The organism is Pseudomonas sp. GW821-FHT07F05, assembly GCF_059418765.1.
In genome coordinates, this window is the sequence record NZ_JBWKQL010000003.1 from 740,217 (window position 1) to 761,418 (window position 21,202).

A 21,202-nucleotide genomic window follows, 5' to 3' on the forward strand; every position below is an offset into this window, starting at 1 on the left:
GTTTTGTATCGCAGGGGCGAGACGCTTTTTACAGCTCAATCGCCTTGGTCAGCTCGCTGAACAACGCCGACACCGAGCGCAGCGCCCGGCAATCTGGCCGGGTCAGCAGCCACAGCCCGGTGTCATGGCCTGCGAGCGGATCGCTCAAAGGCTGAACTTCGCTGTCCCGGACCATGAAATCCGGCAGCGCTGCCACGCCCATGCCTGCGCGCACCAGTTGGGCCACGGCAAGCATGGAGCTGCAGCGGTAGGCGAGGTTCACGCCGGGCATATGCTCCCTACGCCACATCACGGTGGGGTGGTCGGGTAGGAAATCGTCGGGGGCGATCCAGTCCATGTCGTCGAGGGCCCGATCACCGCAGCGTCGCGCGTAGGCCTCGCTCGAGCAGACCCGATATCCGACCGTGCCCAGGCGAGTGCCGACCAGATGCTCGGGCGGCGTGTTGGTCAGACGCAGGGCAATGTCGGCATCGCGGCGGCTCAGGTTGGCAAAGGTGCTGGACGTGTTCAGTTCCAGGCGCAGACCCGGGTAGTCCGGCATGAAGCTGCTCAGGGCGGGAAGCAACAGGCTTTGCAGGACGGCTTCGGTGCAAGTCAGGCGCACGGTGCCGCTGACGACTTGCCGGCCCTGCTCGAGACTCAACTGCGCCAGGGCCAACGCGTTTTCGGCACTTTCCGCCTGTTGAGCGAGCTCCAGTGCTGCGCTGGTCGGTACGTAGCCGGCGCGGCTCTTGTCGAAGAGCGTTGTGCCCACCGCCTTCTCCATTCGCCGCACCGCACGGAACACCGTCGAGACATCGACCTTCAGCAGATCGGCGGCCTTGGCCAGCGTCCTCCCCCGCACCAGCGCGAGGATGAGGGTGAGGTCGGCATGATTGATTCGATAGTGCGCAGCTGCATTGATCACTTGCCCGGACGCCCATTCTGATTGCAGGGCCACAAGCTTATAGTCGCCTCCGGACCTCACGCAAAGCGTTTTGATATCAGGGAGCACACATGACTCAGCGGCAGAAAATCCGGATTGCATTGGTAGGTGACTACGACCCAAGCGTGCCGGCACATCAGGCCATACCCGTGGCGCTGGACAGGGTGGCGAACGAAGCGGGGCTTAGCGTGCAGGCCACATGGGTGCCGACGACGGAGGTGACAGATGGCGCGAGCCTGCAGGCGTTCGAGGGCATCTGGTGCGTGCCGGCCAGCCCTTATCGCGACATGAGCGGCGCGCTGACGGCGATTCGCTTCGCCCGGGAGCGGCAGGTTCCTTTTCTCGGGACGTGCGGCGGCTTTCAGCATGCGTTGCTGGAGTACGCGCGCAATCACCTGGGCTGGGCCGATGCCGAGCATGCCGAGACCGCGCCGGAATCGGAGAACGCAATCATCACGCCCTTGAGTTGCTCGCTGGTCGAGGCCTTCGCACCGATTCGCCTGCGCCCGGGTTCGCGAATTGCCGCCGCGTACGGCGCACTGGAAACCCACGAGCGCTACCGCTGCCGCTACGGTTTGCGCAAGGAACTGGAGGCCGACGTGTTTGCCGGGCCGCTGAAAGTATCGGGTTATGACGAAGACGGGGAGGTCCGCGCGATGGAGCTCGACGGTCATCCGTTTTTCGTCGCGACGTTGTTTCAACCGGAACGCGCCGCCCTAGAGGGCAGCACCCCGCCGCTGGTGAAGGCGTTTGTGCTGGCCTGCGCGGCGGAGTTGATTTGACATGATGATGGCAAACACCTTTGGCGTGCCGTATTACGCAGTGATCTTCACTTCAATCCGCACTGAGCTCGACGCTCAGGAATATGACGACGCCGCCCGGCGGATGCTCGAACTCGTTCGTCAGCAGCCGGGGTTCCTCTGCGTGGAATCGGCACGCAGCGACGATGGGCTGGGGATCACCGTGTCTTACTGGGCGAACGAAGCAGCGATCCTGGCCTGGAAGGAACATCCGGAACACCGGGAAATCCGCGAGCGCGGCCGGTCCACCTGGTATCGGCAATGCACGACCCGGGTTTCCAGAGTCGAGCGCGAATACAGCTTTGCAAAGTAGGACCAGCTTCAGCCGGGAAGGGGCCGGTGTTGGCACCCTCGGTTTTGCGGTGTGACCATTGACGTCTTCCCGGCTAAAGCCGGTCCTACATCCGCGTTCACCCCAATTTCACTGACTGCCCACACTGCTTTTGTAGGACCGGCTTCAGCCGGGAAGGGGCCTTCATAGGCACCCTCGATTTTGCGGTGCGGCTAATGACGCCCTCCCGGCTAAAGCCGGTCCGACTATTCAATCAAGGCAGGACCGGCGGGATGTACGCCAGCGTCGTGCCGAGCACCCACAACAGAAACAGCACCAGCGGCGTATGCACCAACAGCTGCACGAACGAGAAGCCGATCAAGTCCCGTGCCTTCAGGCCGAGCACGCCCAGCAGCGGCAGCATGTAAAACGGGTTGATCAGGTTCGGCAGGGCTTCGGCGGCGTTGTAGATTTGCACCGCCCAGCCGAGGTGGTATTTGAGATCGTTGGCGACCTGCATCACGTACGGTGCTTCGATGATCCACTTGCCGCCGCCGGACGGAATGAAGAACCCGAGAATCGCCGAGTACACGCCCATCAGCAGCGCATAGGTGTCGTGGGAGGCGATGCTGGTGAAGAACGTCGAGATGTGGTGCGCGACCGTTTGCGCGTCACTGCCCTTGACGGTTGTCAGCAGCGCGGCAATCGAGCCGTACAACGGAAACTGGATCAGCACGCCGGTGGTGGTCGGCACGGCGCGAGCCACGGCATCGAGGAAACTGCGCGGACGCCAGTGCAGCAGCGCGCCGACCATGATGAACAGGAAGTTGTAGGTGTTCAGGCCGGAAATTGCGGTGATCGCGGGCTTGGTGCTGAATTCGTTGTACAACCAGCCGGACGCCAGCGCGACCATAAGGATGATCAGCAGCGGGCTGTATTCCAGCCATTCGCCGGGTCGGGTGCGGGGAGGCAACGGCGGCAGGCTGAAGCTCGGGTCGATGCCGCATTCCTTGGCGTCGCGGGCATTGGCCGGGCCGGGCGCCGTGGCGTAGGCGACGATGATCGAGACCACCACCAGTGCGAGCAGCATCACGCCGGACTGCCAGAGGAAGATGGTCTGGGTGAACGGAATCACCCCGGTGATCGCCAGGATCGACGGCGGCAGGCTGGCCGGGTTGGCTTGCAACTGGGCGGCGGACGACGACAGGCCCAAGGCCCACACCGCGCCCAGGCCCAGATAAGCCGCGGCACCGGCGGCGCGGTAATCCATTTTCAGATCGGTCCGGCGAGCGAGGGCACGCACCAGCAAGCCACCGAAAACCAGTGACAGTCCCCAGTTGAGCAGCGACGCCACCATGCTGATCAGCGCGACCCAGGCCACCGCCGAGCGGCCGTTTTTCGGGATGCGCGCCAGGCGGTCGATCAGCTTGACCGCCGGTGGCGAACTGGCGACGACGTAACCGCCAATGACCACGAAGGCCATTTGCATCGTGAAGGGGATCAGGCTCCAGAAACCGTCACCGAAGGCTTTGGCGGTGTCCGCGGGTTTGGCGCCGATGACCAGCGTGGCAAGTGTGACGATGACCACGGCCAGGGCGGCGAACACCCACGAGTCCGGGAACCAGCGTTCCGCCCATTTGGCGCAACGCAGGGCAAAGCGGGCGGAGCGGCTTTCTTCGATGTCGGCGGCCACGTTTATTACCTCTTGGAGTTATTCTTCAGGTTTTTTGGACGGCAGTTTCAAGTGTTGGCGGTGACGCGAAAAAAACACCGGTTCAGATACAGCAAAGCCCCTTCATCGCTGAAGGGGCAGGGCGGTCTGACCAAAGGTGCGGGTGTGGCAAACGCTTACGCTGCGGCGAAAACGTGGGGCATGACGCGGATCCTGCAGAACCGCGCCATTGCCGGATCCATCAGAACGTCATTTCGACCACGTCATCCGGCACGATCAATTTGCCGGCGGTCTTGGCGATGATTTCATCGACGGTCACGCCCGGTGCGGTTTCGCGCAGCACGAAGGCGCCGTTTTCGATCTCCAGGTACGCGAGGTCGGTCAGCACTTTCTTGATGCAGCCGGCGCCGGTCAGCGGCAGGCTGCAGCGCGACAGCAACTTGGATTCGCCGTCCTTGGACGCGTGGGTCATGGTAACGATGATGTTGTCGGCGCCGGCCACCAGATCCATCGCGCCGCCCATGCCCTTGACCAGCTTGCCGGGGATCATCCACGAGGCAATGTTGCCTTCGACGTCCACTTCGAACGCGCCGAGCACGGTCAGGTCGACATGGCCGCCACGGATCATGGCGAAGGACTCGGCCGAGGAGAAAATTGACGCGCCCTTGCGCGCCGTCACGGTCTGTTTGCCGGCGTTGATCATGTCGGCGTCGATGGTTTCTTCGGTGGGAAAGGCGCCCATGCCGAGCAGGCCGTTTTCCGATTGCAGCATTACGTCGATGCCGTCCGGGACGTAGTTGGCGACCAGGGTCGGAATGCCGATGCCCAGGTTTACGTAGAAGCCGTCTTGCAGTTCGCGCGCAACGCGCTGTGCCATTTGTTCGCGGGAGAGTGCCATGGTCTTGGGTCTCTTTTATTCTGTCCGGCCTGTGGGAAGCCCCAGCGCCGGAAATACAAAGGGGAAATCGGTTCGAGGACGACGCTGATGTCAGGCTTTTCTGACGGTTCGCTGCTCGATGCGCTTCTCGAACGTGCCCAGGATCACGCGATCGACATAGATGCCGGGGGTGTGGATTTCGGTGGGCAACAGCACGCCGGGCTCGACGATTTCTTCGACCTCCACCACGGTGATCTTGCCGGCCGTGGCCACCACCGGATTGAAGTTCTGCGCGGTGTGACGGTAGACCACGTTGCCGAAGTGGTCGGCCTTCCACCCTTTGACGATGGCGAAGTCGCCGGTGATGGCTTCTTCGAGAATCACGTTGCGGCCGTTGAACTGGCGGGTTTCCTTGCCTTCCGCAACGGGGGTGCCGTAACCGGTGGCGGTATAGAACGCGGGAATGCCCGCGCCGCCAGCGCGCATTTTTTCGGCCAGGGTGCCCTGGGGGGTGAGTTCGACCTCCAGCTCGCCGCTGAGCAACTGGCGCTCGAACAGGGCGTTTTCACCGACGTAGGACGCGACCATTTTGCGGATCTGCCGGTCCTCAAGGAGGATGCCCAGGCCAAAGCCGTCGACGCCGCAGTTGTTGGACACCACTGTCAGGCCCTTCACGCCCATGCGTTTGATTTCAGCGATGAGGTTTTCAGGGATGCCGCAGAGCCCGAAGCCGCCCGACAGCACAGTCATGTTGTCGGTCAGCCCGGCAAGGGCTTCAGCGTAGGTTGCCACGCGTTTGTCGAGTCCAGCCATGGTGAGATCCCGCCTTATTTGTAGTTGTGTCCGACAATCTAAGCATCGGAGAGCGTTGGCCGCATCTTCTCTCGTAAGCACTGATTTGTTAATTTTGTTTTTTTGATCGATTGATAAGTATTCCAAATATATGAACGTGAAGCAGCTTCGGGCGTTTCTGGCAGTGGCGCAGTGCTTGAGTTTCGCTCAGGCCGGTGAACGACTGCATCTATCGCAACCGGCGTTGAGCCTGACCATCAAGGCGCTGGAGGAAGACCTGGGTGGGCAATTGCTGACCCGCACCACGCGCAACGTCAGCCTGACGCCCGAGGGCGAGGCCTTGTTGCCGCTGGCCCGGCAGTTGCTCGCCGACTGGGACAACACCGAAGAGCTGCTGCGCCAGCGTTTCACCCTGCAAATGGGCAACGTCTCGGTGGCGGCAATGCCGTCCTACGCAGGCAATCTGCTGCCGATCGCGCTGAAGGTGTTTCGCGAGCGCTACCCTCGGGTGAACGTGGCGGTGCACGACGTGATCAACGAGCAGGTGGTGGAAATGGTCGGGCATCGGCGCGTGGAGCTGGGCATCGGCTTCGAACCTGAATCTGGCAACCACCTGATTTTTACACCGTTCTACATGGACCGCTTCGTCGCCGTGGTGCCGAAGGATTCGCCATTGGCCGCGCGCAGCGAGGTGAGTTGGGACGAGCTGCTGCGTCACGACTTCATCACCCTGCAGCGCCCGTCCGCCGTGCGCTTGTTGCTGGAGCAAGACCTGCAGAGCCAGCACGGCAAACTGTCGGTGGCGTTCGAAAGCCATCAGCTGTCGACGGTGGGCCGCATGGTCGCCAACGGCCTGGGCGTCAGCGCGGTGCCGTCGCTGTGCATCGCGCAGATGGAAGAGCTCGGCGCTCGCTGCATTGCCCTGGAAGGCCCGCGCATCGAGCGTCGTATTGGCTTGATGACCCAGGCGGACCACCAATTGTCAGCCGCCGCCCAGGGGTTGCGCGAGGTGCTGATCGAGTGCGCACGTGACTCAAATGCCGCCTTCGCGAGCAAGCTTGCTCCTACAGGGTGATATCGCGCTCCAGCTTGGAGAGCGGTGGCGAAACGGCCAGATCCTGTGAAAATTTAACTGCGACGCAATGCCGCATCCGGTATGGTTCGGCCGGCTGAAACATATTGTTTCAATCCGTCCTGAAATAAAAACCGACCGATAAGGGGTTCCGCGTTGGATCTGTCATCTGCTGCCTGGGTGTTTCATGACACTCGCCTGATCATCTGCTGCCTGATCGCCATTGCCACCATCATCGTGCTGATCAGCGCGACCAAGCTCCCGCCGTTTCTGTCGATTCTGGTGGGCACATTCATCGCAGGGATAGGTGCGGGGTTGCCAGCGGAGGCAGTGGCGAAGGCGTTCAGCAAGGGCGCGGGCGGGATTCTCGGTGAGGCCGGGATCATCATTGCCCTCGGTGCCATGCTCGGTGCGCTGATGGCCGAGTCCGGCGCGGCGGATCGCATTGCCTCGACGTTGCTGGGGCTGGGCAAGGGCAAAGCCCTGCCGTGGGTCATGGCCCTGGTGGCCATGGTCATCGGCCTGCCGCTGTTCTTCGAAGTGGGTCTGGTGATGATGGTGCCGATCATCTTCGTCATGGCCCGCCAGTCGAATCAGCCGCTGCTGAAAATCGCCATTCCGGCGCTGGCCGGCATGACCACGCTGCACGCGCTGATGCCGCCGCATCCGGGGCCGCTGATCGCCGTTAGCGCCTTGCACGCGGATCTGGGCCTGACCATGTTGCTGGGTTTCTGCGTGGCGGTGCCGGCGGTGATTCTGGCCGGTCCTCTGTACGGCAACTGGCTGTCAAAGCGCATGCACATCGAGGAACCGGCAGAGCTGGGCGAGCTGTTCTCGGCCAAACCCAGTGCCTCCCGCCAACCGAGCTTCGGTATCTCGTTGCTGATCATTCTGCTGCCGGTGATCCTGATGCTCGGCAGCACCCTGGCGAAAATCGCCATGGAGCCGGAAAGCAACATCGCGCTGACGCTGAAATTCCTCGGTGAGCCGCTGGTGGCGTTGGGCATTGCGGTGCTGGCCGCAACGGTGTGTCTGGGCTGGGCCAACGGTATTTCCCGCGAACAAGTGGGCGGCACGCTGCGTAAAAGCCTGGCGCCGATTGCCGTGTTGCTGTTGACCATCGGTGCGGGCGGCGGCTTGAAGCAAACGTTGCTGGACGCCGGCGTCAGCCAGACCATCAGCAAAGTGGCCGAAGGCGCGCACATGCCGTACCTGCTGCTGGCGTGGCTGATTGCGGTCGCGCTGCGTCAAGCCACTGGTTCAGCCACCGTCGCGACGACTACCACGGCGGGCATTCTTGCGCCGATGATGGCCGGGCTGGCGCCGGTGGAAGCGTCATTGGTGGCGTTGGTGATCGGGGCAGGCTCGGTGTTCTTCTGCCACGTCAACGACGCAGGGTTCTGGATGGTCCGCGAATACTTCGGCCTGCAACTGAAGCAAACCATTTGGGTATGGTCGGTGCTGCAGACGATTGTCTCGGTGGTCGGGCTGATCGGGACGTCGCTGTTGTGGCACTTTTTGGTCTGACCATTTCCGAGAGCCAAGGCTGAAACCCTGTGGGAGTGAGCAGCCTCACAGAATGGTATTGGCCAAGAAATTGATGGCGGTCATGCGGGCCTCTTCCCGGCTGAAGCCGGTCCTACAGTGGTTACGCGGGGTCTGTAGGACCGGCTTCAGCCGGGAAGCTTTTGATCTGCTTTTGATTTTGGTACGCAAAAAGTCCAAACACCGCCAATCGCGACTTGGGTGCAGGCTGAACGCAGGTCTCGCGCAGTGGGCCGAGCCGCATGGATGCGGCGAGAGCGCCGTCAGGGCATGGATGCCCGTTCGGCGCGGGCCCACGGAGCGAGACCGGAGTGAAGGAACCCGACGAAGTCGGGCCCAACCGAGAGCAAGCACCCTTGGTTACTTGGGGTGCTTTTCCAAGTAACTCGCCGAAGGCGAAACCCGAGGCCGTTAGGCCGACGCACTCTACGCTTAGATAGATCGCCGAACAGCCAATTGCGCGCCAAACCCGATAGCCACTATCAAGACGACTGATTTCTGCTGGAAAGGCCCGGCGCGTAGCCTTGGCTTCATTCCAGAAACGAGCCGAATGGAGGCTCCCAATGAACCGTCTTCTTGCCCTCTCCCTGTTACTCTCCGCCTCCGTTCTCGCCGGTTGTGCCGCTGGCAATCATCCCGAACTGCGCCCTTACAGCGCTGAGGAAACCCACCAGCTGGCACTCGAAGACCTTAACCGTCGCGGCCTGTCCTACGACGAATTCCAGGCCCGCAAGGCGCAAATGATGGAACAGCCACAACTGCAACGCGCCCACGAGTTCGACAACCGTGGCGAATACAACGCCGAAGTCAGCGTCGCTTCGAAAGCACGTCAGGGTTAAGTCGATAGGCTTACAACGCCAGTTTCAAATGACCGCCCGCTTCCTTGTGACGCGCCTGGGTCCGGTGTTGAAGGCCCAGTAAAAAGTGATCCAGACCGTCATGCAGTCGCTGGGTCAGCAGTTCATCCAGATCACCGCCCAACGCGTTCTCGCCGTAGCTGATCTGGCTGTCGATGGCGAACACCCCGTGCAGCACTTCCTGGCATTTCAGCGCGGACAGCACCGGTTTCAGCGCGTAATCCACCGCCAGCATGTGTGCAATGCTCCCACCCGTGGCGATCGGCAAGACCACTTTGCCGTGCAGTGAACGCTCCGGGAGCAGGTCGAGCAGCGTCTTCAACGCCCCCGAAAACGATGCCTTGTACACCGGCGTGCCGATCAGCAAGCCATCCGCCTTCGCCACTGCGTCGATGAAAGCCACCACCTGTGGGCTGTCGAATCGGGCGTAGAGCAAATCCTCGGCGGCGAAATCCTGAATGCGCACACCGTTCACTTCAACGCCACGGTCCTTGAGCCAGTGCGCGGCATGTTGCAGCACCACGCCCGAGCGCGATCGGGTGGAAGGGCTACCTGAAATCGAAACTACCAACATGTGTTGTTTCCTTGGGGTCAGTCACCCGGGGTGCTTGGCACCGTGCAGGCCGCGTTCAACGCGAAGTAATGGGCGTGAAGACCCTTTGAAGGGAGTGAAGCAGCATGTGTGCCAGCCCCCTCAATCGTCCGTTGCCCCCGTGAATCCGGCGATCAGCCTCAGCTGCAATACTGCCAGACACCCCAGACTGTTGATCCAGGCGCACGTAGTTGTTGATCCGGTGTTGCCTCAGCAACACTTGCCGCTGCCAAATTCAATCCAAAAAAAATCCCCGCAGTCGGACCACTGCGAGGATTTCTCTGTTGCTCTGTTGCGCGGCTGTCAGCTTGCAGCTCCAAACGTGCAGCTTGAAGCTGCCTGCCCCATCAATTCCTGAACATCGCACCGGTCTGGATGATGTTGTTCGAACCCAGCAACTGGCTCACATAACGGCTCCAGCGGGTGATGTTGGCCGGGCCGACAAACACCACGTCCTGGGCCGCCAGCTCGAAGCCTTTCGCCAGTGCATAACTGGTCGGCTTCTTCGCAGCGAGGTGATAAACCGTCGCCCCGTGGGTGGCGTCCTGTGCACGAATCACATACACCGCATCGCCATCGGCTGCGTCAGGGCTCAAGCCGCCAGAGGTGCCGAGCGCTTCCAGCAAGCTCACGCTGGTGGTGCTGAACGAGATCACTTGCGGGCGCTGAACTTCGCCCAGCACGTAGATCTTGTTTTTCGAGTTGCTGTTGAGGTGCAGGTAGTCGCCGTCTTTCAGGAAGATCTTGCTGATCTGCGCGTCCTTGCGGTTCAGCGAGTCCACGTCGATCACGTAATCCTTGCCGTCGCGACGCAGGGTCAGGCCGGCGAGGTTGGCGTCGGTCAAGTCAAGACCGGCCTGGCTGATGGCCTGAACCAGGCTCAGCGGAATGTTGGTGATCGCTTGCGGACCAGGGGTCTTGAACGCACCCGACAGCAGGACGCGCTGGCTGTTATAGCGCAGCACTTTGACGTCGACTTTCACCTCGGTGTACTGCGGCGCCAGACCCATGCGCAGTTGCTCGCGGATCTGCGAAACAGTCTTGCCGGCGGCCTGAATACGGCCCACGTACGGGAAGAACACGCTGCCGTCGTTCAGCACTTCGCGGCTGTTGGCGTCCAGTTGTTCCTGGGAGCCCGGCGCGGTCAGTTCAGGGTGTTCGAAAACGGTCACCAGCAAGGCGTCGCCCGGGCCGACGACGTATTCAGGGGTCTTGTAGTTCAGCAGTTCCGGGGGCAGCGGTTTGGCCGCGGCGTCCGCCGTTTTCTGCTGCTGCGCAAGAGTGGCAGGGGTGATGTTGATCAGCGTGACCTGGGGACCGTCGGGGTCGTTGTCGGTGACATCGCTGTAAGACATGTACTGACCGGGGGCGAATGCGCAGCCTTGCAACACCAGACTGGAAAGCAGCACGACCGCTAACGTTACTTTCATATGAATGTTCCTTCTAATCCTAATAGGTGCGTACTGGCACCGCAGTGATTTCTTTGCATCCCTTACTTACACCGAACATCGGATCACATTCGCTCATGCACCCGTGCACCTCCCGCCGAGCTTACTAGCCCTTGGCCATATTTGTTGTTTTTGGCAGATTTTCTTTTTAGAAGGCGTTCTTGTTGACGAAGCCTTTGAAGAGCGTCAGCAGGATGATTTTCAGGTCCAGCCAGACCGACCAGTGCTCGATGTACTGCAGGTCGAATTCAACGCGTTTCTGCATCTTGTCCAGCGTGTCGGTCTCGCCGCGCCAGCCGTTGATCTGGGCCCAGCCGGTGATGCCCGGCTTGACCTTGTGCCGCAGCATGTAACCCGACACCTGCTTGCGGTATTGCTCGTTGTGCGCCACGGCGTGGGGGCGCGGGCCGACGACGGACATCTCGCCGCGCAGCACATTGAAGAACTGCGGCAGTTCGTCCAGCGAGGTACGGCGCAGGAACGCGCCCAGCGGCGTAATGCGGCTGTCGTTGCGCGTGGCCTGGGTCACCACCGAGCCGTTTTCCTGCACGCTCATGCTGCGGAATTTCCAGACCATGATCGGCCGCCCGTCCAGGCCGTAACGGCGTTGACGGAACAGCACCGGGCCGGGGGAGGTGAGCTTGATCGCCAGGGCGATGAGCATCAGCGGCAGGGCGATCATGGTCAGGATGATGCTCGACAGCACGATGTCTTCCAGACGCTTGACCACGCTCCAGGCGCCATCCATGGGCGAATCGAAAATGCTGATGCTCGGCAGGCCGTTGATGCTTTCGCTGCGGGCATGCAGCAACTCGAACATGAACACATCCGGGATCACATAGACCGACGCGGTGGTGTCGCTCAAGCCTTTGATCAGTTCCTGCAAACGCGCCTGTGCGCCCAGTTCAAGGGTGATGTACACCTTGTCGATCTTGCCGTCGCGGGCGTCCTGGATCAGTTGATCCAGATCGCCCAGCACCGGAATGCGTCGGCCGATGCGCGCCAGGTCAATCTGCTGCGGCGCTTCGTCATAGAAGCCCAGCAGGTTCAGGCCCATCCACGGCGCGCGTTCGATGGACATCGCCAGGCGTTCGCCGCAATGGCCGGTGCCGACGATCGCCACGCGCCGGGTGTTGAAACCCTGGGCGCGCAACGCGTGCAGCACGCTGCGAATCGCCAGACGATAACCACACAGCGCCACCAGCACGGCGGCAAACCAGGCCATCTGGCTGTCGTCCGCCAGATCGTCGGGCTGCAACAGCAGGTAATCGACGAACAGCAGCAGCACGAAGGCCAGGCCCCAGTAATTGGCGACCTTCAGCAGCTCGCGCAAGATGCGCTCGCCGCGCCACGAGCCGTACAGCTGGTTGTATTCGGCCAGCCAGTGAAAAGCCACCGCCGCCAGCAGAATCTGCATCCAGGCTTCGGAGCTCATTGGCGTGCCGGTGAGCAGGTTGACGCCGTAACCGCCGACCGCGATGACCGCCAGATCGAGCAGCCGGTGAGCGACGGACAGCGACGATGAATGGGCATGCAGGATGCCCCTTAATGGAGTGCGCATAGGCTGGGCTCGCTCAGACGGATTTGATCGGAACAACGCGGGCGGAGAGGTCGCTGCTGACCAGCGTCGGCGCGATCTGCATCGGCCGGATGTGCGCAGGCTGGCGGCTTTGACGCGCAGCGCTCAGGCGGGTCTCGACGAACTGGCGCATTTCCAGTTCGAAGCGGGCTTCGCTGAAGCGCTCGGCGTTGGTCCGACAGGCTTGCGCGGTGATGCGTGAACCGTTGATCTCGAACGTCTCGATGGCGGCCATCAGCGACGCCACACTCTGCTCCGGGTAGAGCACGCCGGTCGGCTGCGGATGATCCAGGCCGCAGACCGTTTCCACCACGCCACCCTTGGCGAATGCGATGACCGGCGTGCCGCAGGCCTGGGCCTCCACCGGGCTGATGCCGAAATCTTCCTCGGCAGCAAACACGAACGCCTTGGCGTTGCTCATGTGTTCCTGCAGCACCGCGAACGGCTGATAGCCCAGCAGCGTGACGTTTGGCGCGTTGGCCGCAGCGGCCTTGGCCTTGTCCATTTCCGGACCGTCGCCGATCACCACCAGCCGCTTGTTCGGCGTCGCCGCGAAGGCTTCGATGATCATCGGCATGCGCTTGTACGGGACCATGCGCGAGGCGGTGAAGTAGTAATCCTGCTTCTGTTCCTGCAGCGCGAAACCGAGGGTGTCCACCGGCGGATAGATCACCGTGGATTCGCGACGGTAGGCCTTGGTGATGCGCGCGCCGATGAAGTGCGAGTTGGCGATGAAGTCGTCGACGCCCGCGGCCGTGCGCTGATCCCACATGCGCATGTAATGCAGGATCATCCGCGCCACTTTGCCTTTCAGGCCGGTGCTCAGGTTCGCCTCTTTGAGGTACTGATGCTGCAGGTCCCAGGCGTAACGGATCGGCGAATGCACGTAGCTGACGTGCAACTGGTCCGGCCCGCACAGGACGCCTTTGGCCACGGCGTGACTGCTGCTGATGATCAGGTCGTAACCGGATAGGTCCAGTTGCTCGATGGCCATCGGCATCAGCGGCAGGTAGCGCTGATATTTGGTTTTGGCCTTGGGCAGGCGCTGGATGAACGTGGTCTTCGCGACCTTGCCGCCCAGTCGGGCGCGGTCCTCGTCGCTGAGGAAATCGATGACGGAGAACAGATCCGCCTCGGGCCAGATGTTGATCAGCGATGCCAAAACCCTTTCGGCACCGGCGTATGTCACCAACCAGTCGTGGACGATTGCAATTTTCATTGGAATTCTCTGCATTAACGGCTGAGGGACGCCCGGCACGTCGAGCCAGGCTCGCGAGGGCCATCCCATGCCTTTCCATGTGCGCAGGCGCTAAATCAGACGCTGACAGGCTGCGTCTCGGCTTTGCGGTTATTGAGGCGTTTTCCGAGCTGGATGAACGGGTGTTCGATGTAGCGGAAGCACAAATGGGCAGCGCCCAGGGTCAGGACCGTTGCGACCAGCGCCACCAGCAGGCCTGGTGCGTCGGTGCCGCGCAGCAGGAATTCGCTGAGCATGCCCATCGACGGGTGCAGCAGGTACAGCGAGTAACTCACTGCGCCTAGCCAGACCAGCGCCGGGTGGTTCAGGCGCACGCTGCGGGTCAGCAGCACGAAGCTGACGATGGCCACGGCGTAGGTGAAGCAGTAACGGCCCCAGGTTTCGCCGGTGCCCATGTCCTTGCTGTACGCCATGATCAGCGTCGGCGGCAACAGCACGGCGAAGGCTACGAACAGCATCTTCAGGTTCCGCGTCAGCGCCGGGCTGTGTTCAGCCAGCAACCACTGACGCCACACCGAGCCGAAGAACATCAGCGACAACGCCAGGGGCAGCGCCACCGGCAGTTTGTGTTCGGTCAGCGCGCGGGCAACGCTCATCGCCAGCGCGGCGAGCAGAAACACCAGCGAACAGCGCGCCCGGAAGGCCAGGTCGTACAGCTTGCCGGCGATGAACAACGCCAGGCACAGGCCGTAGAACACCAGTTCGATGAACAGCGTCCAGTACAGGCCGACCACGTCGTCGAATCCCAGTGCCGCCTGCACCATCGTCAGGTTGGCGACGATCTGCGGCCAGGACGGCAGCGGCGCGCCGGTCAACTGCAGCATCAGCACAAACAGCAGCAGTGACAGCCAGTAAGCCGGGTACAGCCGCATGAAGCGTGAGATCAGAAAGCGTCGGGCGCCGTCCGGCACCGGCTTTAGGCTGTAGGGGATCACCACGCCGCTGATCATGAAAAACCACAGCACACCCAATTTGCCGGGGTCGATCAGGTAATCCAGCACCCAGACGTGACCGATGACCGGTGCGTACAAATGGGTGAAGACCACCATCAAGGCGGCGATGCCGCGCAACGCGTCGAGATAGGCAAGGCGTTTCATGGCAGTGCCTCAGTTGCTGGAAGATTCGCGACCCAGGGCATCGCTGCCCTGGCTGCTGCGCCGGTCTCTGGCCGGACTCTGCAGCGCGTCGATGCGTTGGGAAACCTGTCGTGCCGACTCTTCCCAGGAGAACCGCGCCACGTTGTTCAGCCCCCGTCGGCGCAGGGACTGGCGCAGCGGCATGTCCGTCAGAATGCGTTCCATGGCGGCGGCCATGTGGTCAATGTCCAGCGGGTCGAAATACAACGCGCTGGCCTGCAGCACTTCGGGAATCGACGCCGCGTTCGCCGCCAGCACCGGGCAACCACAGGCCTGGGCTTCCAGGGGCGGAATGCCGAAGCCCTCGTACAGCGACGGAAACACAAAGGCCGTTGCACCCTGGTACTGGCTGATCAGTTCGTCGTCGCTCAGGCGCCCCAGAAAGCGGATGCGCGGGTCACGACTGGCCAGACGTTGCAGGTTGTCGTCGCTGAAGATCCCGCTGGCGCCACCGACGATGCGCAGTTGCAGATCATCGTGGCCGCGCAGCAGCAGAAACGCCTGAATCATCCGGCTGAAATTCTTGTGCGCGCTGGGCGAAGACACCGCCAGCAGGTAGTCCTGTTGCTCTTTAAGGGGCGGGCCCGGTTGAAACGCACCGCTCACGGCATTGGGCACCACGAAGATTTTCTTCTCCGGAAATGCGTAGAACTGCGAGATTTCACCCTTGGAGAAGGCGCTCACCGTCAGCAGCGACTTGATCCGCGACAGCATGATCGGCGTCATGGTCCGGTAGAGCAGGCGAAACGTACGCGTGTAGCTTTCCGGGTGACGCACATAAGTGACGTCGTGGTGGGTCGCGATCTGATTGCCGTACAGCAGCGGCGCGGTGCTGCACAGGGAAATCAGCAGCGGGTTGCCCTGACGGCGCAGGTACAGGGGCAGGTCCAGTTGTTCCCACAGGTGGCCGCTGTGACTGCCGATGCATTGCACGTCGAGGGCCTTGGCGCTTTCGTGCATCTGAATGCCGTGTGGAGCAACAAACACCACGTCGTCGCGCAGTTGCTTGAGGGCCAGGCAGATCTGTTCGGCGAAGCGTTGAACGCCCCGCAGTTCCTGGGTCAGAAAACGTGCATTGATCACAATCATTGTGGTCGACCTGTAGAAGAGATAAAGGGGTCGTGCGCAGGAGCCATCAGCGCCCTGAGTGAAAGGGGCATCAGCGCTCTCAGTGAAGAGCCGTCAGCGCCCTGAATGAAGGGGCGCTCGAAAGGCGGACCGGAATAAAAAAGGCAGAATTCAGGGCAAGGCAAACAGTGCCGGGCGTGTGCCCAGGCTTATTATTTTCGGGAAGTCATCGATCGGCACTTGCGCCGAGCAACGCCCGTCGTTGCAGTTCCACGGGATACCGCTGTCGACCAGGCCGCGTTGCGGCTGGCGGGTGTCGATGTATTGCACGTTGCCGCGCAGCACGCTGCTGGCGTCGACCTTGATCGAACGCGGCAGCCCGGCGGTCCAGGCGACCATGATCTGCTCCGAACCCTTGGCGAACCGCAGCAGGTATTGCGAGTCGATTTCTCGACTCTTTTCAGCGTCGTAACGGAATTGATGCAGCGTCGGGCTGATGGCCTTCAGCGTCAGGTAGGCCTGCTTGATGCTCAGGTCCTGATTGAGCAGGCCGAAGTTCTGCTCCGGATCAGTGCCGTCGGGGCCGTCGTTGAGCAGGCCGTTCCACCACATGCCCTTGACGTTGGGCATCGTCTGCGCCAAGAAGAAACTGCGTGCCAGAAACGCCGCCTGGGTCTTCTCATCACCGCCGCAGCGCCCGTCGTTGCTCGGCCAGCCCATTTCGGTGAGGTACAGCGGCACCGGGCCGTTGTTGCGGTTCTTGTCCTTCAGGTCCTCGCTGATCCGCCGCAGCCAGGCAATCCAGTTTTCCGGGGTGTTGCGCTCATCCGAACGGCAATACACATACGGATGAAGCGACAACCCGTCGACATGGTTGAGCACGCCCGATTCCACCAGCCGATCGGCAAACCCCAGGTCCATCCCCTGACTGGTGACGGCGCCGGCCAGAATCACCATCGGCCGCTGGTTGGCGCGAATGCGCTGGGCGGTTTGTTCGATGAGCAAGCTGTAGTCCCTGGCGAACCCCGGATCGACCGGGTTTTCCTTGTCCCACTCATTCCAGATCTCGTAGAAGTCCACGCTGTCGGTGAGCTGGCGGGTGACGAAGCTGGCGTAGTTGCCGTAAGCGTCGCGCACCGAGGGTTTCCGCGGTTTGGCGTAGTTCTCGTAAAACGGGTTGCCGTAGCCCAGCACCAACAGCGGTCGCAATCGGTGTTCCTGGGCGGCGCTCAGGAACGACTGCCACGAAGGCTCGATCTTCAATAACCCTCGTCGGGGCTCGGCGCTGGACCAGTAGGCATCGTCGCGCACCGAGTCGACTCCCGCCGCTTTCAGCAGTTGGAACGCGCGGACGGAGGTGCCGGGTTTGTTCATCAAGTGCGTGTCGACGCCGATGATGAATGCTTCGTCCGCTCGCGTGATGCAGCTGATCAACAAGCCCAGCAACAGGACCGCCGAGGGTCGTCGTAACCGGGTCAGGTAAGGGATGAGCATGGCTTGTCTCAGTGAAGAGGCACGGTCCGGAGCGCTTGCTCAGGTAGGTCTCGGGCCGTCGGTGGTAATGTCGGCATCGCTTGCAGGCATGCCGATGTGTTCAGACCGGGTGGGGCAGGACATGCCGGTTGCGCTGGGCGGTGTGGTCCAGCAACGTCTGGGCAAAAATGCTTTGGTAACTGTCGAGCATCAACTCCAGGTTCAGTAACGACGCCACGCTGACCCGCGCCTGGCCGCTCAGACGCGCCAGCAGTTCCGGGTTCTGGTGCAAGCGCAACATCGCCTGGCCCAGTGAGTCGGGGTCCTGTGGGTCACACAGCAAACCGTTGAGCGGGTCCTGAATGATTTCCGGCAAACCGCCCATGCGGCTCGCAATCACCGGCACCGAGTGAGCGCAGGCTTCAACGGCGACCATGCCGAACGGCTCGTTCCACAGCGAAGGCACCACGGCGACGTCGATCTGGCGGTAGAACGCTTCAGGCTTCTGGTAACCGACGAAGCTGATCTTCGACGATGTCGCCAGCGCCCTGAACGTGGCTTCGTCATCCGTATGGCCACGCCCTGCAATCTGCAGCGTGGCGTCGAAGGGCAGTCGCTGAAATTGCTCGATCAGCCAGGCCACGCCTTTCTGATGGGACAGCGTGCCCATGTAGCCGAAGCGCAACGGCGCTTTTTTCGTCGCCAGGTCCGCTTGCCGCCGCTGATGGGGCGAGGCGGTCGGCGGCGTGAACGAGCTGGCGTTGTGCACGACGTACGGGCTGGCGGCGCTGAAGTAGCCGCGCTGCTGCAGCTTGTCCAGAATGAAGCGGCTGACCCCAACCACCGCCGCGACCTGGGCCGAGCGCGAGTCGTGGCCCTTGCGAAAGGTCTGGCAACTGCCGCATTGCTGCTGGCAGCACTGGCCGCGCTTGAACATGTTGCTGCTCGGGCACATCAGGTACATGTCATGCAGCACCTGCACGATCGGCAGTTTTGCAGCGGTGATCTCGTCCCAGACGGACACCGACCAGCCGGCCAGGTTGTGGCAGACCACCAGTTGCGGCTGCTCGCTGCCGATGACCTGTTTCACGTAGCTGCGCATCGCGCCGTTGTAGCGGTCGCGCAGATGCCAGCCCAGGCGCGCCAGACGGCCAGGCCGCTGCGCACCGAAATGCCAGTAGAAGTTACGCAGGCCGGCGCGGTAGACCTTGACGCCGTTCACCGCTTCGACGCTCAGGCCCGCGTCGGGACCGGTCACCAGCACGCTGACTTCACAGCCGCGCTGCTGCAGGCCTTCGACGGTACGCTGAAGAATGATTTCCGCGCCGCCTCCAATGTGGGGGGCATACAGGCTGCTGATGAACAATATTTTCATAGTGGATACGACTGATTCAGACCCAGTACCCCGGACTCACCGTCACGGATGGCTTGTTCGATCAGGCCAAGGCGCTCCTCGGCACCGCGTCGCTTGGCGATCAGCCGCAGCAGGCGGAAGAACACCCAGCGGTTGAGGCCGTACAGCAGCGACGAATTGGCCCAGATGTTTTTGTCGAACCAGGCCTGATTGCGCGCGCCGTAGTAGGCGCGCAAGTCCGAGCCACCGAGCAGGAAGCTCTCGTAGATGTTGTTGGTGCGTGCCTTGATGTTCCACGAGCTTTCCAGGTCGTCGAGCAAGGCGTCCGGCACCAGAAAGATCCGGCCGCCACCGGCGGTGATGCGGAAGGTGTATTCGCTGTCGTCGGCGTAGAGCATCAACGCGTCCAGCGGCAGGCCGATGCGGCGATACAGATTGCGGTGGGCGAGCAGGCCGCCGTACGTGGCGAACGGCAACTGCACCATCGGCAGTTTGCGGTGCGGGCTTTGCGGCGCGCCCCACGGCAGCCGGCGCCAGATCTTGTAGGGCAGCTGTGCGATGTGAAAACCGAAGAAACTCGAACGGCGCTGAATGGCGAAGCGGTTCGGCACGCCGGCGGCGATGTCCGCCTGATGGGTCGGCCGAAAGCCCAGTACGGCGGCCTTGTCTTCGCCGTCGACGCGTTTACGTTCTTCGAGCACCTGATGCAGCGTGGCGATGGCGTTGATGGTCGGCGCGTTGTCGTCGTCCATCAGCCAGATGTGTTCGGCCCCGGCGTCCAGTGCGGCCTGAATCCCCACCGAATAGCCTCGCGCGGAACCAGTGTTCTCGTGCATGTAGATCACGCTGACCTGATTCGGCCAGGTGCGGCGCAGGTTATCCAGCGGCGCGGTGGACGCGTTGCTGACGATGATCACGCGATCGATCAGCGGGCTTTCCAGCGAGCGGCTGACCAGCGTGTGCAGGTAGTTGAAACGATCACCATAGGTGAGCGTCACCAGTGTGGTTTTCTGGGTCATGGCGAGTTCCGGGCGAAGGGGGGTCAAGAGGCTGAAAGCATCAGCCCCGTGGGAATCAGGATGTGTGGGTCAGAATGTGTGGATCAGTATGGAAAACGCTAACGGCTCACGCCTGCGCTTGCATCCGCGACAGGCTGCTGACCGGCAGGGTGACCTTCTGCTCACGTTGCAGCAGATTGAGCAGAATCACCGCGCGTTCATCACCGTCGGCGGCGAGGAAGATCGCTTCGACGTCGTTGAAGCCCTCCGCCGTGATCCGCACCGTTTCCCCTTCTTGAAAGGTGACCCTGGCCGGCGGCGCCAGCAGACGCTGACGGATCTGCTCGATCAACGCATCCTGCACCGGAACCGGCATGCCGCCGAAGGTGACGATGCGCGCCACGCCTCGGGTCGAGCGGATCGGGTACCAGTTGTCGCTGGCCTGGTCCATGTGGATGAAGAGGTAGCCGGGGAACAGCTCTTCTTCGGCCGGAGCCCGTGAGCCGCGTTTTTTCTCGCCGTGCTTGACCGGACGGTAGCACTCGAACTGCTGACGTTGCAGGTGCTCTGCCGCACGGGCTTCCTGGCGGGGTTTGGTCTGGATCAGGTACCAGCGCGCGGAGCCACAGGCGCTATTGACGACTTCAGACATACACTTCACTCCACTGCGATCCGGTGCGACCCGGTCAGGACAACGTCAGGTTTTTGCGCCAGCCGGTGCATCATGCCTGGCCGGGCGCTGGATGGATTCTTGTCCAGCCCGTATTCGGTCAACATCTGCTGCACGTGCTCGACGCAGTTGAACATCAGCACATCGATGATCGACAGATTGGCGACGAAAGGTTGCCGGAACTGCCGGTACACCACGGGGTTCATCCGGAAGAACCGCACCAGCAAGCCGTTGCGGGCGAAGTGATCACGGTCATAGATGACCGATCCGCCTTCCGGGGTGATGAACGTCGTGGCTTCGAACGTGTGAGCGATGCGGATAATGCGCTCCTGCTTGTCCGCAGCGCTACCCAATATCAGGTCCGAGCTGCGCAGGATCGGCGTCACGATGTGCAGATAAGCACAGATTTCACGGATTGCGTGTTCGGCATACAGCGCGATGTTCTGCTGCGGGAAACGGATCAACCGCTCCAGCAAGGGCATGACCTGCGCGAAACAGGGCGCCTCTCGATAACTCTCGGCCAGCAGATCAATCAGCCGCGGCGCCTCATCGCTGAAATGATCACACAGTTGGCGCTGATTGATCTGCAACTGAAAGCGGTCTTTCTTCAACGGAAAGCTGATCAGCTTCGCTTCGTCGTTGTGCAGGATGCGGTTGCGATTGACCCAGCCGGACCGAACATACTGCAGATCGTCTCCCAGGACGAAGACGTCTGCGGCAGCAATGAGCTGAAAGTAACCCAGGTACGGGAACAGATAGGGCTGCATCACTGCAAGGGTCCTGGCCATGTGTGTCTCCTTGGCGTGCATGTCGAT

20 protein-coding genes are annotated in these 21,202 nt (G+C 61.9%); 5 read left to right on the forward strand and 15 right to left on the reverse strand.

Annotation, left to right across the window (positions count from 1 at the left end; all coding sequences use genetic code 11):
- Nucleotides 1–28 precede the first annotated feature (28 nt).
- Nucleotides 29–907 (reverse strand): LysR family transcriptional regulator, encoded by an 879-nt coding sequence (locus AC07RO_RS11095; RefSeq protein WP_495086041.1) that lies wholly within the window; start codon nucleotides 905–907, stop codon nucleotides 29–31.
- An 89-nt stretch (nucleotides 908–996) separates the two neighbouring features.
- On the opposite strand from AC07RO_RS11095, the gene AC07RO_RS11100 reads away from it, so the two are divergent.
- On the forward strand, nucleotides 997–1,707 hold the full coding sequence (locus tag AC07RO_RS11100) for a CTP synthase C-terminal region-related (seleno)protein (RefSeq protein WP_495086012.1): 711 nt from the start codon (nucleotides 997–999) through the stop codon (nucleotides 1,705–1,707).
- 4 nt (nucleotides 1,708–1,711) lie between these two features.
- Entirely contained in the window at nucleotides 1,712–2,038 is a 327-nt protein-coding gene (locus AC07RO_RS11105) for an antibiotic biosynthesis monooxygenase family protein (RefSeq protein ID WP_495086042.1), read from the forward strand.
- 232 nt (nucleotides 2,039–2,270) lie between these two features.
- Here the strand turns inward: AC07RO_RS11105 and AC07RO_RS11110 are convergent, their stop codons facing one another.
- From AC07RO_RS11110 to AC07RO_RS11120, 3 genes are all read right to left on the reverse strand, one after another.
- Complete coding sequence (locus AC07RO_RS11110; RefSeq protein ID WP_495086013.1) at nucleotides 2,271–3,689, reverse strand: short-chain fatty acid transporter; 1,419 nt, start codon at nucleotides 3,687–3,689, stop codon at nucleotides 2,271–2,273.
- 220 nt (nucleotides 3,690–3,909) lie between these two features.
- Nucleotides 3,910–4,566 carry a CoA transferase subunit B gene (locus tag AC07RO_RS11115; protein WP_192174022.1) on the reverse strand — a complete coding sequence of 219 codons (657 nt, stop codon included), beginning with the start codon at nucleotides 4,564–4,566 and terminating at the stop codon, nucleotides 3,910–3,912.
- A 90-nt stretch (nucleotides 4,567–4,656) separates the two neighbouring features.
- On the reverse strand, nucleotides 4,657–5,358 hold the full coding sequence (locus tag AC07RO_RS11120; RefSeq protein WP_037013408.1) for a CoA transferase subunit A: 702 nt from the start codon (nucleotides 5,356–5,358) through the stop codon (nucleotides 4,657–4,659).
- Between the two features lie 130 nt (nucleotides 5,359–5,488).
- Here AC07RO_RS11120 and AC07RO_RS11125 point away from each other — a divergent pair, with 130 nt between their 5' ends.
- The 3 genes from AC07RO_RS11125 (at nucleotide 5,489) to AC07RO_RS11135 (ending at nucleotide 8,793) form a co-directional block, all read left to right on the forward strand.
- A complete protein-coding gene (locus AC07RO_RS11125) occupies nucleotides 5,489–6,412 on the forward strand; it encodes a LysR family transcriptional regulator (RefSeq protein WP_495086014.1) in 924 nt (307 codons plus the stop codon).
- Between the two features lie 153 nt (nucleotides 6,413–6,565).
- Nucleotides 6,566–7,936, forward strand: coding sequence for a GntT/GntP/DsdX family permease (locus AC07RO_RS11130; RefSeq protein ID WP_192174020.1), 1,371 nt, complete (start codon nucleotides 6,566–6,568; stop codon nucleotides 7,934–7,936).
- A 581-nt stretch (nucleotides 7,937–8,517) separates the two neighbouring features.
- Complete coding sequence (locus AC07RO_RS11135) at nucleotides 8,518–8,793, forward strand: hypothetical protein (RefSeq protein WP_192174019.1); 276 nt, start codon at nucleotides 8,518–8,520, stop codon at nucleotides 8,791–8,793.
- Nucleotides 8,794–8,803: 10 nt separating this feature from the next.
- On the opposite strand, the gene ssuE is transcribed toward AC07RO_RS11135, so the two are convergent.
- The 11 genes from ssuE to AC07RO_RS11190 all read right to left on the reverse strand — a co-directional run bounded on the left by ssuE (nucleotide 8,804) and on the right by AC07RO_RS11190 (nucleotide 21,175).
- The gene (gene ssuE / locus AC07RO_RS11140) at nucleotides 8,804–9,385 is read right to left on the reverse strand and encodes an NADPH-dependent FMN reductase (RefSeq protein WP_192174018.1); all 582 of its coding nucleotides are present in this window, start codon (nucleotides 9,383–9,385) and stop codon (nucleotides 8,804–8,806) included.
- Nucleotides 9,386–9,750: 365 nt separating this feature from the next.
- Entirely contained in the window at nucleotides 9,751–10,833 is a 1,083-nt protein-coding gene (locus AC07RO_RS11145) for a polysaccharide biosynthesis/export family protein (RefSeq protein WP_495086015.1), read from the reverse strand.
- Nucleotides 10,834–10,999: 166 nt separating this feature from the next.
- The gene (locus AC07RO_RS11150; protein WP_495086016.1) at nucleotides 11,000–12,412 is read right to left on the reverse strand and encodes an undecaprenyl-phosphate glucose phosphotransferase; all 1,413 of its coding nucleotides are present in this window, start codon (nucleotides 12,410–12,412) and stop codon (nucleotides 11,000–11,002) included.
- 13 nt (nucleotides 12,413–12,425) lie between these two features.
- A complete protein-coding gene (locus tag AC07RO_RS11155) occupies nucleotides 12,426–13,649 on the reverse strand; it encodes a glycosyltransferase family 4 protein (RefSeq protein WP_495086017.1) in 1,224 nt (407 codons plus the stop codon).
- Between the two features lie 95 nt (nucleotides 13,650–13,744).
- Entirely contained in the window at nucleotides 13,745–14,785 is a 1,041-nt protein-coding gene (locus AC07RO_RS11160; RefSeq protein WP_282372445.1) for an acyltransferase family protein, read from the reverse strand.
- A 9-nt stretch (nucleotides 14,786–14,794) separates the two neighbouring features.
- Nucleotides 14,795–15,913, reverse strand: coding sequence for a glycosyltransferase family 4 protein (locus AC07RO_RS11165; protein ID WP_423575028.1), 1,119 nt, complete (start codon nucleotides 15,911–15,913; stop codon nucleotides 14,795–14,797).
- Nucleotides 15,914–16,063: 150 nt separating this feature from the next.
- Nucleotides 16,064–17,386, reverse strand: coding sequence for a hypothetical protein (locus AC07RO_RS11170; protein WP_192174012.1), 1,323 nt, complete (start codon nucleotides 17,384–17,386; stop codon nucleotides 16,064–16,066).
- 100 nt (nucleotides 17,387–17,486) lie between these two features.
- Complete coding sequence (locus tag AC07RO_RS11175) at nucleotides 17,487–18,740, reverse strand: glycosyltransferase family 4 protein (protein WP_495086018.1); 1,254 nt, start codon at nucleotides 18,738–18,740, stop codon at nucleotides 17,487–17,489.
- Complete coding sequence (locus AC07RO_RS11180) at nucleotides 18,737–19,738, reverse strand: glycosyltransferase (protein WP_192174010.1); 1,002 nt, start codon at nucleotides 19,736–19,738, stop codon at nucleotides 18,737–18,739. Before AC07RO_RS11180 ends, AC07RO_RS11175 begins: the two co-directional genes overlap by 4 nt.
- A 106-nt stretch (nucleotides 19,739–19,844) precedes the next feature.
- Nucleotides 19,845–20,369, reverse strand: a complete 525-nt coding sequence (gene rfaH, locus AC07RO_RS11185) for a transcription/translation regulatory transformer protein RfaH (RefSeq protein ID WP_192174009.1) — start codon at nucleotides 20,367–20,369, stop codon at nucleotides 19,845–19,847.
- Nucleotides 20,370–20,374: 5 nt separating this feature from the next.
- Nucleotides 20,375–21,175, reverse strand: coding sequence for a WbqC family protein (locus tag AC07RO_RS11190; RefSeq protein WP_495086019.1), 801 nt, complete (start codon nucleotides 21,173–21,175; stop codon nucleotides 20,375–20,377).
- Between the last annotated feature and the right edge of the window lie 27 nt (nucleotides 21,176–21,202).